General features: G+C 68.5%; 12 protein-coding genes. 5 read left to right on the plus strand and 7 right to left on the minus strand.

The window, feature by feature from the left end; all coding sequences use genetic code 11:
- Both VGC47_14350 and VGC47_14355 read right to left on the minus strand, forming a co-directional pair.
- Positions 1-390, minus strand: a complete 390-nt coding sequence (locus VGC47_14350) for a thioesterase family protein (protein ID HEX9856488.1) — start codon at positions 388-390, stop codon at positions 1-3.
- Positions 387-1,169 (minus strand): alpha/beta hydrolase, encoded by a 783-nt coding sequence (locus VGC47_14355; protein HEX9856489.1) that lies wholly within the window; start codon positions 1,167-1,169, stop codon positions 387-389. Before VGC47_14355 ends, VGC47_14350 begins: the two co-directional genes overlap by 4 nt.
- 41 nt (positions 1,170-1,210) lie before the next feature.
- Here VGC47_14355 and VGC47_14360 point away from each other — a divergent pair, with 41 nt between their 5' ends.
- Positions 1,211-2,743 (plus strand): benzoate-CoA ligase family protein, encoded by a 1,533-nt coding sequence (locus VGC47_14360; protein ID HEX9856490.1) that lies wholly within the window; start codon positions 1,211-1,213, stop codon positions 2,741-2,743.
- Between the two features lie 19 nt (positions 2,744-2,762).
- Here the strand turns inward: VGC47_14360 and VGC47_14365 are convergent, their stop codons facing one another.
- Genes VGC47_14365 through VGC47_14380 form a run of 4 tightly spaced genes read right to left on the minus strand, consistent with a single transcriptional unit; the run spans position 2,763 to position 7,425 of the window.
- Positions 2,763-3,650: a 1,4-dihydroxy-2-naphthoate polyprenyltransferase gene (locus tag VGC47_14365; protein ID HEX9856491.1), complete on the minus strand. Its 888-nt coding sequence runs from the start codon at positions 3,648-3,650 to the stop codon at positions 2,763-2,765.
- Positions 3,647-4,450 (minus strand): hypothetical protein, encoded by an 804-nt coding sequence (locus VGC47_14370; protein ID HEX9856492.1) that lies wholly within the window; start codon positions 4,448-4,450, stop codon positions 3,647-3,649. Before VGC47_14370 ends, VGC47_14365 begins: the two co-directional genes overlap by 4 nt.
- A 10-nt stretch (positions 4,451-4,460) precedes the next feature.
- The gene (locus VGC47_14375) at positions 4,461-6,416 is read right to left on the minus strand and encodes a M3 family metallopeptidase (GenBank protein ID HEX9856493.1); all 1,956 of its coding nucleotides are present in this window, start codon (positions 6,414-6,416) and stop codon (positions 4,461-4,463) included.
- A 43-nt stretch (positions 6,417-6,459) separates the two neighbouring features.
- On the minus strand, positions 6,460-7,425 hold the full coding sequence (locus VGC47_14380; protein ID HEX9856494.1) for an endonuclease/exonuclease/phosphatase family protein: 966 nt from the start codon (positions 7,423-7,425) through the stop codon (positions 6,460-6,462).
- Between the two features lie 175 nt (positions 7,426-7,600).
- Between VGC47_14380 and VGC47_14385 the strand changes: the two genes are divergently transcribed.
- From VGC47_14385 to VGC47_14400, 4 genes are read left to right on the plus strand one after another with little or no spacing between them, the layout of a single operon-like run.
- Positions 7,601-9,385 carry an ABC transporter ATP-binding protein gene (locus VGC47_14385; protein HEX9856495.1) on the plus strand — a complete coding sequence of 595 codons (1,785 nt, stop codon included), beginning with the start codon at positions 7,601-7,603 and terminating at the stop codon, positions 9,383-9,385.
- Complete coding sequence (locus VGC47_14390) at positions 9,382-11,157, plus strand: ABC transporter ATP-binding protein (protein HEX9856496.1); 1,776 nt, start codon at positions 9,382-9,384, stop codon at positions 11,155-11,157. The genes VGC47_14385 and VGC47_14390 overlap by 4 nt, the downstream gene beginning before the upstream one ends.
- 49 nt (positions 11,158-11,206) lie before the next feature.
- The gene (locus VGC47_14395) at positions 11,207-12,823 is read left to right on the plus strand and encodes a DUF885 domain-containing protein (protein ID HEX9856497.1); all 1,617 of its coding nucleotides are present in this window, start codon (positions 11,207-11,209) and stop codon (positions 12,821-12,823) included.
- 33 nt (positions 12,824-12,856) lie between these two features.
- Positions 12,857-13,519, plus strand: coding sequence for a pyridoxamine 5'-phosphate oxidase family protein (locus VGC47_14400; protein HEX9856498.1), 663 nt, complete (start codon positions 12,857-12,859; stop codon positions 13,517-13,519).
- Here VGC47_14400 and VGC47_14405 read toward each other — a convergent pair.
- Positions 13,492-14,448, minus strand: a complete 957-nt coding sequence (locus tag VGC47_14405) for a Gfo/Idh/MocA family oxidoreductase (GenBank protein ID HEX9856499.1) — start codon at positions 14,446-14,448, stop codon at positions 13,492-13,494. The two genes, VGC47_14400 and VGC47_14405, sit on opposite strands and share 28 nt — an antisense overlap.
- Between the last annotated feature and the right edge of the window lie 25 nt (positions 14,449-14,473).

A 14,473-nucleotide genomic window follows, 5' to 3' on the forward strand; every position in this document is an offset into this window, starting at 1 on the left:
TCAGGTCCCCTCGAGAGCGCGCCTGACGTCATCCGGCAAGGGTGCCGGGCGCTTCGTCTCGCCGTCGATGAACACGGTGACGATGCGACCCGTGGCGACAGGTCCCGCCGGCCCGGCGACGGCGACGTCGTATGTGATGGAGCTCGTCCCGAGCGCGGCCACGCTGAGGGTGACGTCCACCTCGTCGTCGAACTCGAGCGGGCTCTCGAAGTCGAACTCGATGTGGGCACGAGGCGTTGCCCCGAAGGTGACTTGCTTGATCCCGAGGCGCCCGTGGAGATCTGCCTCGGCGGCCTCCGCGAGCCTGATCACCGTCGAGTAGTGCCAGATGCCTGCTGCGTCGGTGTCCATCCACTCGACACGGCGCCGGATCGTGGTCGACGGCTTCACGCTCTCCTCCTCATGACGAACTCGGCGACCGCACCCACGACGGCGGCCGGCTGGGCCAGGTGCGGCGAGTGGCCGCAACCGGGGAGGATCAGGGTATCGACGTCGCCGGCGATCCCGCGCTCGATCGCCCTGATCTGCAAAGCCGTCCCGAACTCGTCGTCTGCGCCCTGCACGGCGAGGACGGGGCCGCGGATGGCGGATAGGTGCCCTTCGATGTTCCAGGCGCGGAACCCGGGGCTGAGCCACACGTCCCGCCACGAGGTGAAGGTGGCAACGGGATCTCGGTGGTAACGGAGCATCCGCTCGGCCAGCGCGCCCTCCTCGAAACGCCGCGACGCCTCCTCGATACCGGCGATCGTGACGTCCTCGACGAGCACGTGCGGGGCGATGAGCACGAGGCCGGACACCGGGTGACCCGAACCGGCGTGGATCAGACCGATCGAGGCGCCGTCGGAGTGACCGACGAGCCACGGGGCGACGATGCCGAAGCGGGCCAGCAGCTTTGGCAGGACGACGAGCGCCTCGTGATCCATGAAGTCGAGCGGGCGCGGCGCTTCGACGGGATCCGACCAGCCGTACCCGGCGCGGCTGTAGACGATGGCGGGCCGCCGGGTGGCGTCCGACAGCATGCCCGGGAATTCGCGCCACAGCTCGACGCTCCCCAGACCCTCATGGAGGAACACGAGCGGTGTGGCGCCGGCCCATCCGGCCCCGAGCCGCCGAACCTCGAGCGACCTGCCGTCGACGGTGACGTTCTCGCCTGGCATGTCCTGCGCCACGGCGGCGATCATACGAGGCCACCCGGTACCATCGAGCACCGATGCAGACGGGATCGAACACGAGCACGCTGATCGATGGATGGCTCGACGCCGGCTGGGCCGACCGGACCGTCCTCGTGACGGCCGAAGACGAAGCCTGGACGGCCGAGCGCCTCCATGCGGCCGTCTGTCGCGTCGGACGCCGCCTGGCGAGCGCCGGAATCGGTCGTGGAGACCGCATCCTGCTCGTTCTCGACGACACTCCCGCCTTCCCATCGGTGTTCTTGGGCGCCATGCGGATCGGGGCCGTCCCGGTGCCGGTGAACTTCCTCGCCAGACCGGACGACTTCGGCTATTTCCTCGACGACTCGGCCGCCAAGCTCGCCGTCGTCGACGGCGCCTTCCTCGAGAAGGTCACACCGCAGCTGGCCGGGCGCCCGGGCGTGCGACTTGCCGTCGCCAACGGCCCGGGCGACTGGTCCGTCGACGACTGGATAGCCTCGGGCGACTCCGAGCTCGATCCGGCAGATTCCGAGGACTCCGACCAGGCGTTCTGGTTGTACAGCTCCGGATCCACCGGCAACCCGAAGGGCGTGGTCCACACGCACGGGGACATCGCTGCCACCTGCAAGCTGTACGCCGAGCCGGTCCTCGGCATCGGTCCGGACGACGTCACGTTCTCGACGACGAAGATGTTCCATGCGTACGGCCTGGGCAACAACCTGTCGTTCCCGCTGTGGAGCGGGGCAACTGCCGTCTATTTGACGGGCAGGCCGACCTCCGACCGGATCCTGGAGAGAGTGGCGTCGCAGCGCCCGACGCTCTTCTTCACCGTTCCTGCGCTCTACAACGCGCTGCTGGCCGACCCCGGCTTCGGAGACGTCGATTGGGGATCCGTGAGGCTCGGCGTATCTGCCGCCGAGCCCCTGCCCCCCGAGATATGGAGGCGTTTTCACGACAGAACCGGGATCGAGATCCTCGACGGCGTCGGCTCGACGGAGATGCTCCACATCTATTGCTCGAACCGTGCGGGCGCGGTTCGCACCGGAACATCGGGTACCGCGGTCGCCGGGTACGACATCGAGGTCCGCGACCCCGACGGCAGGCCATGCCAGGCGGGTGAAGCCGGCGAGATGTGGGTGCGGGGCCCGAGCGCCCTCAGCTCGTACTGGAACCAGCCGCAACGCACCGCCGCCAAGATCCGAAACGGATGGTTCGCGTCCGGCGACCGGTACCACATGGACGAGGACGGTTTCTGCACCTACGAGGGCCGCGTCGACGACATGATGAAGGTCGGAGGCCTCTGGGTGAGCCCGATCGAGATCGAGAACCGCCTCATGGAGCACCCGGCAGTACGCGAGGCCGCCGTCGTCGGCGTCGAGATCGACCACCTCTCGCGGATCAAGGCGGTCCTCATCCCCGCCGAGCCCCCTGCCGCGGACGACCTCGTCCCCGAGTTGCAGGAGTGGTGCAAGGCTGGTTTGCAGCGGTACCAGTACCCGCACGTCGTCGAGTTCGTCGACGACTTTCCGAGAACGGCGACCGGGAAGATCCAACGCTTCAAGCTCAGGGAGACGCGTGCCTCTGTCGATTGACGGCGCCGGCCGGGCCGACTCAGCCGAAGACGATCGCTCCGGTCGCGTATAGGACCGCGACGAAGAGCTGGAGGCGCGCCGTGCCCTCGAGGACAGGGATGAGCGCCCTGCCCTGGCGCGCTCGCAGGGTGGCGGCGAGCGGGACGGTGAGCGGGATCGCCAGCAGGGCGAGGAGCGTCCCCGCCGGGGCGTCACCGAGCAGGACCGCTGCCGTCACCGACGCGAATGCTGCCGCCAGTGACGCCGCGAACAGCTGCTCGTTCCGCGATCGGCCGAGCACGACCGCCAGGGTCCGCTTGCCGGCGGCGGCGTCCGTCGCCATGTCCCGAACGTTGTTCGCCACGAGGATCGCAGCCGCCAGGAATCCCATGGCGGCTCCGGCGAACCAGGACCCCGAGGAAGCGGCGCCGGTGTGGGCGTAGTACGTGCCCACCGTCGCCACGAAGCCGAAGAAGACCAGGACGAACAGCTCACCCAGCGCCCGGTATCCGTACGGAACCGGGCCGCCGGTGTAGCCGAGGGCGGCGACCATCGACGCCGCTCCGATGACGATGACCGGCCAGCCTCGCAGCGTGTAGATGTACAGCCCTGCAGCCGCGGCGGTGCCGAACATGACGGCGATCCCGAGTCGCATCCTCTCCGGTGAGATGAGTCCCGACGCCACCGCCCGGGCCGGTCCCACGCGATCCGCCGTGTCGGCCCCCCGGGCTGCGTCTGCGACGTCGTTGGCGAAGTTGACGCCGATCTGGAGGGCAACGGCGACGACTGCCGATGCGGCGAGCGCGTCCCATCGGAAGCCGTTGCCACGGGCAAGCCCGCCGGCGACGATGACCGGTGCTATTCCTGCCCAGAGGGTGGCCGGTCTTGCTGCGAGTACCCAGGGACGTAGGCCGGTGGCGGCGCTCATCCGGCGATGATCGCACCGTCGGGGCGCGCACCCTGCGCGTCTTCCAACGGGACCAGCGCCAGTCCGGGGCCGGCGACAGGTAGCACGACGCGCTCGGGGCCTCCGGTGACGTCGACGAGGCGGAAGCGGAGCTCGGCAGCTGCATCCACCCCTCCGAGGTCGGCGAGTGGGATGGCGAACTCGACGCGGCTTCCGTCGAATCCGGCAGGGTGCGCCCCGCCCTGGTAGATCACGAGCCCTTCGTATTCGACGGCGTCTCCGATGACGATCGGATGCACGCCGCGCCACGAGACGACGTGTGAGGCTTCGAACCCGAGGAACGTGCCGGCCGGGGTGAGGCCGAAGGATCCGGCGCCTGCCGTCCCGATGTACAGGTCGAATCCGGCGCCGTCGTCGCCGAGAACCTCCTCTGCGAAATCGACCCTCACGACCATGCGGTCGCGGTCGAAGCCGTAGTGGAGTGCCTCGATGGAATGACTCGGGAAACGGTAGAGACCGGCGGAGGCCCATTCGCCTTCGTCGATTGTCGTGTCGATGCTCACTCGCACATGGTCGGCGGGGGGCACGTCAGGCTCGACCGCTGGGAGGACGAGGCTCAGATCCGGCTCCGCCGCCGCTGCCTGCCCGTTCGAGGAGGGCGGAGTCTCGTGGGGAAGCGGCTCGATCGCCGTAGCGACCGTGGTCGTGACCGGCTGCCGAGGCGACGGCGGCGATGTCGTATCGGCTGCGACCCGTCCGCATGCCGCCGGGAGCACGGCGAGGGCGAAGGCTGCCACGAGGATCGGGTTGCGGTGGTTCATGTGTCCGACCTCAGTCGAGGCCCAGGTTCCTCAAGAATGCGTCGCTGGACGGCTCGCGGCCCAGGAAGGCCCGCAGATGGTCCATGGCGTCCCTCGCCCCGCCTCTGGCCAGCACCTCGGTCCGATAGCGGGCGCCGACGACAGGATCGAGCACTCCGGCCTCCTCGAAGGCGGCGAACATGTCGTCCCCGTACACCTTCGACCACAGGTAGCCGTAATACCCGGCGTCGTAGCCACCCATGAGGTGACCGAAGCTCGCAGGTGAGAACGTGCCCTCGTGGAACGGGAGCTGGGTGTACGCATAAGCCTCTCGTTGGGCGGCGTCGAGGTCCTTGGCGCCGGTGTTGGCGTGGAGGGCCAGGTCGAACATTCCGAGCGACACCTGGCGAATGCTGAACAGGCCGGTGTTCAGGTCACGTGCCGCGATGAGCCTGTCGACGAGCTCGGTCGGGATCGGCTCTCCCGTCTCGTGATGCCTGGCGAAGCGTTGCAGCACCTCGGGGCGCCACATCCAGTGCTCCATGATCTGGGATGGCGCCTCGACGAAGTCCCATTCGGTGTCGAACCCGGAGAAGCGGATGAGGTCGACCGTTGTCAGGCAGAAGTGGAGGACGTGCCCGAACTCGTGGAAGAGCGTGATGGCCTCGTCGTGGGTGAGGAGAGAAGGCCGGTCGGCGGTCGGTTTCGTGAAGTTGCAGAGGATGGCTGCCACCGGCTTGCGGTACGTAGCGTCCGGGAGCGCCTTGCCGTACACGAGCGGGAAGGCGGCCGCGTGTCCGAACTTGCCGGACCGCGGGAACAAGTCGGCGTGGAAGTACGCCATCGCCTCATCCCGTGCCCGGTCGCGGATCTCGAAGACCATCACGTCCTGGTGCCACGTGGAGGCGTCGTCGAGCCTCCGGTAGTCGAGGCCGAGGACGTCGCCCGTGATGTCGAACATGCCGTCGATCGTCGCCTCGAGCTCGAAGTACGCCGACACCTCGACCGGATCGACGCCGTGATCACTCTTGCGCTGCTGGGTGTGGTGATAGGTCCAGTCCCAGGACTGCATCGTGTCGCCGGGGTATTCGATCTCGTGGCGGGCTTGGAGCACGTCGCGCTCCTGCTGGGCCTTTTTCGTGAGCCCCGGGACGATCCCGTCGTAGAAGCCGAACACGGCGTCGGGCGTCTTGGCCATCTTCACCTCGATGGCGTAGTGCGCCCAGGTCGCATACCCGAGCACCTCGGCGATCTCGTCGCGGATGCGCACCGCCTCCTCGAGAAGCGGCCGATTGTCCGTCACCGCCCGGTTCCAGAACTTGAACTGGAGCGCCTGCCTCAGGTCGCGCCGATTCGACTGCTCCATGAACGGCCGGTAGTCCGGGTACGCCATCGTGACCTTCTTCGTGCCCGGCTCGTCGCCGTCCTCGAGGCGGGCGACGTAGTCCTCCGGGAGCCCCTCGAGGTCATCGATTCCTGCGACGATCCAGTCCTCGTAGGCGTCGAGGTTGGTGGCGAAGTGGACCTCCAGCTCGACGAGACGCTCCTGGAGCTGCTGGAGACGGGCCCGTTCGGCATCGGGGAGCTCGTGGCCCGCCCTGCGAAGATCTCGCTTCCAGAAGTCGAGGAGGCGGCGCTTCGTGCCCGTGAGAGCCGCCGCTTCATCCGTCGTGTCGTACCCCGTCACGGCCTCGTAGAGTCCTCGCCTGAAGACCAGGTCGGTGCGCCATTTGGCGAGCCGCTCCTCGAGCTCGATCGCCGCCGCCCTCACCTCCGGGTCGGGATGCGCTCTCGCCAAGAAGGGTCCGACTCCGTAAGCGTCGGCGACGAGAGTCGCCGCCTCCTCGAGCGGCGACAGCGAGTTCTCGAAGGTGCGGATGGCGCCGGCGGACTCGGCGCCGGCAACCAGGTCGTCGGCGTCGGAGAGCGCCTGGTCGACGGCGCGCCGCATCGAGTGCGGCGTGATCTCGGAGTAATCGGTCAGCATCGGGGCGCCAGCGTAGCCAGGGGCTCGATTTGTCAGACCGGCGTCAGCCGGCCAGTCCCACGGTCACGAGCAGGGGAAGGTGGTCGGCGCCGAGGTTGGGCCCCGTGGCGCGCGCCATGGTCGTCAGCTCTCTGCTGTGGAGCATGTGGTCGAGCGGCAGGTTGAGCCCGAACGGCATCTGGGCGGGCCACGATGGTTGGATCCCGTACCCGTCGAGCGAGTTGACCAGGTCGGCATCGCCTGCCAGCTGACGGAAGGTGTGCGTCCAGGGCGTGTCTCCGAGGTCGCCCATCACGACGACGGGCAGCAGCTCGCCGGAGGCGGCCTCGGCCAGCTCCTCGAGTACCTCGGCGTGCTGGACGGCGGCGGTCTCGGTGTTCGCCGCCTTGACGCGCACCGCATACACGACGATGTCCTCGCCTGCGACGTTCGTCTCGACCCTCACCACCGGCTCCCTGACCCTGCCGAGGCGCATGAGCGACACGTCGGCATCCATCTTGGAGAGAACCAGGATGCCGCTGCGCCTGTCGACAGGGAGCTCGTTGACCACGTCGAACGTCGAGCTCCGCAGCGGCCCCTCCCAGTCCTCGGACGACTCGAGCAGGAACACGATGTCGGCCGTCGTCTGGTCGAGCCATGTCACCACCTCGGGCATCCTCCGACCGATCGACTCGACGTTGTAGCTGACGAGCGTGAGCCCGGCGTCGCTCGCCGCCGCGGCCGGCTGCCTCAGGTAGAGCGGGACCACGACGCCGATGTTCACGAGAGCGAGGACGATGAAGAGGAGAGCCGCCCCCCTCGCCAGCACCAGTCCGTAGAGCAAGCCACAGACGAGCAGGATGGCGGCGTACTGGACTCGGAAGCTGGCCAGGGCGTCGAACGCCCACCAGAACGACCCGAGGAAGCCGAGGATCGTGCCGAGGGTCGCCAGGAAGCCGACGGTCAGCAGGATGAGGCCGACAGTCGTCTTGAATCCGCTGTTGACCATCGACCTTCTGCGCACGGCCATTGCGGGACTCCAGGTGAGCGACGTTTCTGGGCCACTCGACGGCCCAGTGCATTAGATCGTCGTGTTGTGGGCCGTCCTTGACCGAATCCAGCAGGAATTCTCGGGGCCGGCAAGAAGGCGGCGAGGCGCCGGGGCCGTCTTCGCGTCACGCCGCAGGGCTCTACCGTGGGTTGACGTGACGGGAGGAGCGCACACGAAGACAGGGCTGGCCAGCCCTGTCGTTCGTGACGGGCTGCGTCTCCTCGGCCGGACGCTGTTGCGCTACCCGCGGCCTTCGGCGAAGTCGATCGGCGGGGCGCTGCTGTGGACCGCCTCGGTCGTCGTGATCCCTCTCCAGGTGGGAGCGGCCATCGATGCGGTCAGGGCAGGTGACTCGAGCGAGCTGCCCAGCCTGGCGGTGCTCATCGTCCTGAGCGGCGCCCTTCAGGCCGTCGGCGTCGGGGCGCGGCGCTACTTCGGGTTCCAGCTCTCCTATCGGGCCGAAGCCGACCTCCGCAACCGAATGTTCGCCCACATCCAGCGGTTGACGTTCAGCTTCCACGATCAGACCTCCACCGGGCAGCTCATGGCGCGGGCGTCCTCCGACCTGTCCCAGGTCCGTCTGATCTTTGCGATGCTCCCGATCACGCTGGCGAACATCGTGATGTTCTTCACCGTCGTTGCGGTGCTCGTGATCATCGACCCCGTGCTCGGCGTCGCCGCAGGCCTCACGGTGCCCGCCCTCTTCGTGGCGGCGAACCGGTACGCCAGGAGGGTCATCACGCTGTCGTTCGAGGTGCAGGAGCGCCTCGCCGACCTCAGCCAGGTGGTCGAGGAGTCCGTAGCCGGGATCCAGGTCGTCAAGGCCTACGGCCAGGAGGCCCAGGAGCGAGGCAGGCTGGAGTCCGCCGCGGCGCGGATATTCGAGAAGACGACCGCGCTGGCGAGGCAGGGTGCCGCCTTCGGGCCGCTCTTCGAGCTGATTCCGTCCGCAGGCACGGTTGCCATCCTCTGGCTCGGAGGGGTCCGGGTCGTGTCCGGGGCGGTGAGCCTCGGCGAGTTCGTGGCGTTCCTCCAGTACCTGGCTGCGCTCGTGCTACCGACGCGGATCACGGGTTGGTTCTTCGCCAACCTGCCGAGAGCGGCGGCCGCCGCCACGAGGGTCGACGAGCTGCTCTCGACGCTGCCCGAGGTTGCCGACCCGAACGATCCTCGCACCCTCGGGGTCGGTCACGGCGAGGTCGTCTTCGAAGGCGTCGGCTTCTCGTACCCGGGCGGCGAACCGGTGCTCGCCGGGGTCGACCTGCGCATACCGGGCGGCACCTCCGTCGCACTCGTCGGCTCGACGGGCTCCGGGAAGACCACGCTCGCCCACCTCATCCCGCGCTTCCACGACCCGACGGCGGGCACGGTGCTCATCGACGGCGTCGACATCCGCGACGTGACCCTCGACGAGCTGCGCGGCGAGGTCGCTCTGGTCTTCCAGGAGACGTTCCTGTTCTCGGCCACGGTACGGGACAACATCGCGCTCGGAGCGATGGGGGCCAGCATCGAGGAGGTGACGACGGCCGCCAGGCTCGCCCAGGCTCACGGCTTCATCTGCGACCTCCCCGAGGGGTACGACACCGTCGTCGGGGAGCGCGGCCACAGCCTCTCGGGGGGTCAGCGGCAGCGGGTCGCCCTGGCCAGGGCGGTGCTGCGAGATCCGAGGGTGCTCATACTCGACGATGCGACGTCATCGGTCGACGCAGTCGTCGAGGCGGAGATCCAGGAGGCGCTGCGCAAGGTGATGGACGGGAGGACCACGGTCATCATCGCCCACCGATCGTCGACTCTCGCCCTCGTCGACCGGGTCGTGTTCCTCGAAGGCGCCAGGATCGCGGCCGTCGGGACGCACGAGGAGCTGCTCTCCGCCATCCCGAGATACGGCGAGGTGCTGGCGAGGGTGGCAGACGGGGACGGCGCCGAGGGGATGCCATGAAGTACGCAAGCTACGGCGGCGACCACGACATCGTCGCACCGGGACGCCTCCTCAGGCGAGCCGCCCGGGTCGGTAGGCACCTGCTCTGGCCGGCGATGGGTGCGCTGGCAGCGACGATCCTGGCTACGGCGGCGCGTCTCCTCGGCCCACTGGCCGTTCGAGGCGGCATCGACGCAGGGATCGAGGCCGGCGACGAGCGAGCGATCGCCGTGGCGGCGCTCGTCTTCATCGCACTGCTCGCCGTCCAGTACGTCGCCCAACGGGTCTCGCAGTACGCCGTGGCGTGGGTGGGCGAGCGTTTCCTGTTCGAGCTCCGCAACCGCGTGTTCGGGCACCTGATGCGCCTCGACCTGCCGTTCTACGGGAGATCGAAGACCGGAGTGCTGGTGAGCCGCATGACGTCGGACATCGAGGCGATGACCGAGTTCGTCAACGAGGGCGCCGTGATGGCGCTCACGAACCTGTTGACGGCCGTCGGCGTCGGCGTCGCCATGCTGCTGCTCGACTGGCAGCTCGCCCTCGAGATGCTCGCCATCATCGGGGTGCTAGTGGCCGTGAGCGTCGCCTTCCAGAGGCAGGTGTCGATCGCCTACGAGCAGGTGCGTGACCGCATCGGCCGGGTTCTCGCCAGCCTCCAGGAAGGCATCACCGGCGTTCGTGTCGTCCAGGCCTTCACCCAGGAGCACGAGCAGTCGGTCAACTTCGCTCGGATCAACGAGCGGTACTTCGACGCCAACATGACGGCGGCCAAGGCGATCTCGTGGTACTTCCCGACGGTGTCGTTCCTGCGCACCGTCGGAATCGCCGCCGCCCTGTTCTTCGGAGGGCGGCGGGTCGTCGGCGGCGATCTCAGCCTCGGCTCCCTCATCGCCTTCCTGCTGTACCTCGACTGGTTCTTCCAGCCGATCATCAACCTCGCCAATGTGTACAACCTCCTCCAGGCGGCCCTGGCGGCCCTCGGCAAGCTGTTCGAGCTGCTCGACACTCGCCCGGTGGTCAACGAGCGCCAAGGGGCGTACGACCTCCCCGCAGACGTGGCAGGTCGACTGTCCTTCGAGGACGTGACGTTCGGCTACGACGGTGACCGCCCGGTGCTCCACGCCATCGACCTGGACGTCGCCCCGGGAGAGCGCCTCGCAGTGGTCGGGGAGACGGGCGCCGGGAAGTCGACGATCGCCAAGTTGCTGTTGCGGTTCTACGACCCCACCTCGGGATCGGTCCGTGTCGACGGGCACGATCTCGCCGACCTCACGTTCGCCTCGCGTGCCAGCAAGATCGCCCTCATCCCGCAAGACGACTTCCTGTTCAACGGGACGCTGCGCGACAACATCCGGTACGCCCGGCCGGACGCCACCGACGGGGACATCCTCGACGTTTGCCGGGCCATGGGGATCGACGACTGGATCGGGTCCCTTCCCGAGGGGCTCGACACCGAGATCCGGGAACGTGGGAGCCGCTTCTCGGCGGGGGAGCGCCAGCTCATAGCCCTGGCGAGGGCCTTCCTCGCCGAGCCATCGGTCATCGTCCTCGACGAGGCGACGTCCAACCTCGACCCGGAGACCGAGGCCGAGGTCGAGGGGGCACTGCGGGTGCTGCTTGCGGGGAGGACCTCGGTGGTGATCGCCCACCGGCTGCGGAGTGCCGAGCGGTCTGACAGGGTGGTCATGATCGACCGAGGCCGCCTCATCGCCGACGGCACGCACGCCGAGCTGGCGGTGAGCAGCCCCGAGTACCGGCGTCTCATCGAGGTGTGGTCGCGCGGGGTGGCGTGACCACCTTCGCCGACTCCGGCCGTCGGCGGGCCCCGTTTAGCCTGGCGAGATGACAGTCACCTTCCACGGCCTCGTTGATGAGGCCTTCATCCATCTCTGGGCGCTCAGCCCCGCCTCCGCCGTCGACCTCGGCATCCACGACCACGACGGAGTCGTGCCCGACTGGAGCGAGACGGCCGTCCGGGCGAGGCTCGACGCTCTCGCCGCCGTGCGCCAGCGCCTCCTCGGGCTGGAAGGGCTGGGCGGCGACGACGCCGTGGATCGCAAACTGCTCGCCGCCGAGATCGAGAGGACGGCATTCGAGTGGGACGAGCTCCGCCAGCCCTTGCGGCTGCCGATGGAGTGGGTGTACCAGCTCGACCCCGACCTCTACATGAAACGCGAGTTCGCCTCGGTGGACGACAGGGCGGAGATCGTCTGTGGGCTCCTCGAGCAGGCCGAGGGGTTCCTGGCTCTCGCAAGGAGAAGGCTGGACCGCGTGATCCCGGCGACGTTCTGCGATTGGGGGATCATCGCGACGACCGGCATGGCGGAGATGATCGAGGACGACGTCGCCGACGCATTCCGGGAGGCGGACGAGGAGACACGCCGTCGACTCGGGGAGGCCATCGAGTCCGCCTCCGGCGCCTTACGGGCATTTGCCGACTGGCTCGAAGCCGAGCGTCTCCCCCACGTCGACGACTCGTTCGCCATCGGACGAGAGAACATGGAACACCTCCTCGCAACGGGAGAGCTGCTCGAGATGTCGCTCGGCGAGATGCTGGCGATGGCCGAGGCGGACCTCGAGGCGAACATTGCCGCCTTCGTGGCGACCGCAGCCGAGATCGACCCGGGCGTGAGCCCGCGCCGGGTCTACGAGCAACGGGTCGCATCGATCCACGCCGGGAGGGGCGAGCTCGTCTCGGTGACCGCGGCCATGCTCGAGGAGATCCGCCAGTTCCTCGTCGACAAGGACATCATCTCGATCCCGAGCGAGGTGCGGGCGAAGGTGGCCGAGACACCGAAGCACCTCCGCTGGGCCTTCGCCATGATGGACACCCCAGGTCCGTACGAGAACGTGGCAACAGATGCGTACTACCTCGTCACCCCGGACGAGCCGGCCTGGAGCGACGACGAGGCCGAGGAATGGCTGCGGACGCTCAACACGTACGCCCTCGAAGACATCTCGATCCACGAGGCGTACCCCGGTCACTACGTGCACTTTCTCCACTACCAGCACGCCCCGACCGAGGTGTCGAAGCGGCTCGCCTCCTACGCCTTCACCGAGGGGTGGGCACACTACGCCGAGCAGATGATGTGGGAGGAGGGCTTTCGGGCGGGTGACCCACTGTTCCGCCTGGCGCAGCTGAGCGAGGCCCTAGTCCGCAACTGTCGCTTCGTGTGTGCCATCAGGCTCCACGCCCACGGGATGACGGTCGACGAAGCCACCGCCTTCTTCGTGGACCAGGCGTTCTACGAGGAGTCGGCCGCTCGCAAGGAAGCCGAGCGCGGCACGTTCGACCCCGGCTACTTCTCGTACACGCTCGGCAAGCTGCAGATCCTCAGGCTGCGCGCCGACTATCGGGAACGCATGGGAGCCGCTTTTTCGCTCAAGCAGTTCCACGATCGGATGCTGTCCCGCGGCGCCCCGCCCGTCGAGATCATGCGTGAGGTCCTCCTCGGCTGACGGTTCCGTGGCCGCTTGACGTAGGAGAAACCGATGAGTCAGGCCCCGAGCCCGAGGACCGAGGTCAAGCGGCTGCCGGAGCGTGCCGTCTACGACCGCGACATCATCTACGGGATCGTCGACGAGGCGCTGATCTGCCACGTCGGGACGATCGACGACGGCCATCCCGTCGTGATTCCGACGATCCACGCCAGGGTCGGGGACACGCTCTACCTGCATGGCTCGCCGGGCAGCAGGCTGCTGCGAGGGATGCGCCGCGGCGAGACGGTCTGCGTCACCGTCACGCTCGTCGACGCCCTCGTGGTGGCCCGGGCGGCATTCCACAACTCGATGAACTACCGCTCCGTCGTCGTTTTCGGCGAGCCCCGGATCGTGTCGGACGAGGCGGAGAAGAAGGTGGCGGTCCGGGCCGTCGTCGATCACGTCCTGCCCGGCAGGTGGGACGAGTCGCGTCCGATGACCGACAAGGAGCTGACGGCGACGCTCATCGCCGCCCTACCCCTCGCCGAGGCGTCGGCCAAGATCCGGACCGGGCCGCCCAAGGACGAGGAGGAGGACTACGCGACCCGCCATTGGGCTGGGATCATCCCCGTCACCATGGCGCCGGAGGGGCCGGTCGCCGACCCGCGGCTCGATGGCGGCATCGCCGCACCACCTTCGGTGACCGGCTACGCCAGGCCTTCGCCGGCGAGGTAGCGCGCCCACAGGAAGCTGCCGGTCATCAGGTCGAGGTGACCTCCGCCGCCGTTCTCGAACAGGGTGATCTGGTCATCGTCCGTGCGCCCGGCGACGCGGCCGTGGCACAGGTCGAACAGGTCGCCGACGATGTCGCCGGCGGCGATCACTCCCGTCTCGAGCGGGATGACGAGGTCGCCGCTCTCCTCGACCGCCGCCAGCCGGGAGTCGACGTAGATCGCGGCTCTGGCGACACAGTCGTCGTCGGCCTCGCGATGGTCCGGCAGGTAGGCCCCGACCAGGTCGAGGTGCGTGCCGGCGGACAGCAGCCCACCCTTGACGAGGGGGTCGCTGGTCATCGTCGCCGTGGAGATGATGTCGGCCGCGGCGACCGCGGCGTCGAGGTCGTCGACAACTGTTCCCCCAACCGATGCGGCGAGTCGCTCCGCTCTCTCCCGGGTGCGATTCCACACGAGCACCCGCTCGAGCGAGGGCCGCACGGCTCGATGGGCGGCGACGAGATGGGCCGCCACCCCCCCGGCTCCGACCATGAGGAGTGTTGTGCTGTCCTCACGGGAGAGGAAGCGGGAGCCGAGGGCCGAATCGCATGCGGTCTTGCGGTACGTCAGCGCCGTCCCGTCCATCGTCGCCAGCGGCGATCCGTTCCCACCGTCGAACAGCACGTACACCGCTTGAACAGAGGGGAGGCCGCCGGCCGGGTTGGCCGGGAAGACCGTCACGAGCTTCACCCCGATGGCCTCGCCCGGCTGCCAGGCGGGCAGTCCCAGGAACACCTCGGGTGCGCCCTCGGGGGAGTACACGGTCCTGCGCACGTCGGCAGGGGGTCGAAGGTGGCCGGCGGCGAGTGCGTCGACCAGCTCGGCGTACGGCAGCAGCTCGTGCACCAGGTGTGCGGGCAGGTGCGGGAGGGTGGCGCTGGCGTCCGTCACGGCCGGAAAGGTAGAGCAACCGGCG

It is taken from the genome of Acidimicrobiia bacterium, from assembly GCA_036396535.1.
GTDB lineage: Bacteria > Actinomycetota > Acidimicrobiia > Spongiisociales > UBA5794 > DASWKR01.

Coding starts and splice junctions, on each gene's coding strand:
- VGC47_14360 (HEX9856490.1), top strand. CDS start 1,211: ATGCAGACGGGATCGAACACGAGCACGCTGATCGATGGATGGCTCGAC.
- VGC47_14365 (HEX9856491.1), bottom strand. CDS start 3,650: ATGAGCGCCGCCACCGGCCTACGTCCCTGGGTACTCGCAGCAAGACCG.
- VGC47_14370 (HEX9856492.1), bottom strand. CDS start 4,450: ATGAACCACCGCAACCCGATCCTCGTGGCAGCCTTCGCCCTCGCCGTG.
- VGC47_14375 (HEX9856493.1), bottom strand. CDS start 6,416: ATGCTGACCGATTACTCCGAGATCACGCCGCACTCGATGCGGCGCGCC.
- VGC47_14380 (HEX9856494.1), bottom strand. CDS start 7,425: ATGGCCGTGCGCAGAAGGTCGATGGTCAACAGCGGATTCAAGACGACT.
- VGC47_14390 (HEX9856496.1), top strand. CDS start 9,382: ATGAAGTACGCAAGCTACGGCGGCGACCACGACATCGTCGCACCGGGA.
- VGC47_14395 (HEX9856497.1), top strand. CDS start 11,207: ATGACAGTCACCTTCCACGGCCTCGTTGATGAGGCCTTCATCCATCTC.
- VGC47_14400 (HEX9856498.1), top strand. CDS start 12,857: ATGAGTCAGGCCCCGAGCCCGAGGACCGAGGTCAAGCGGCTGCCGGAG.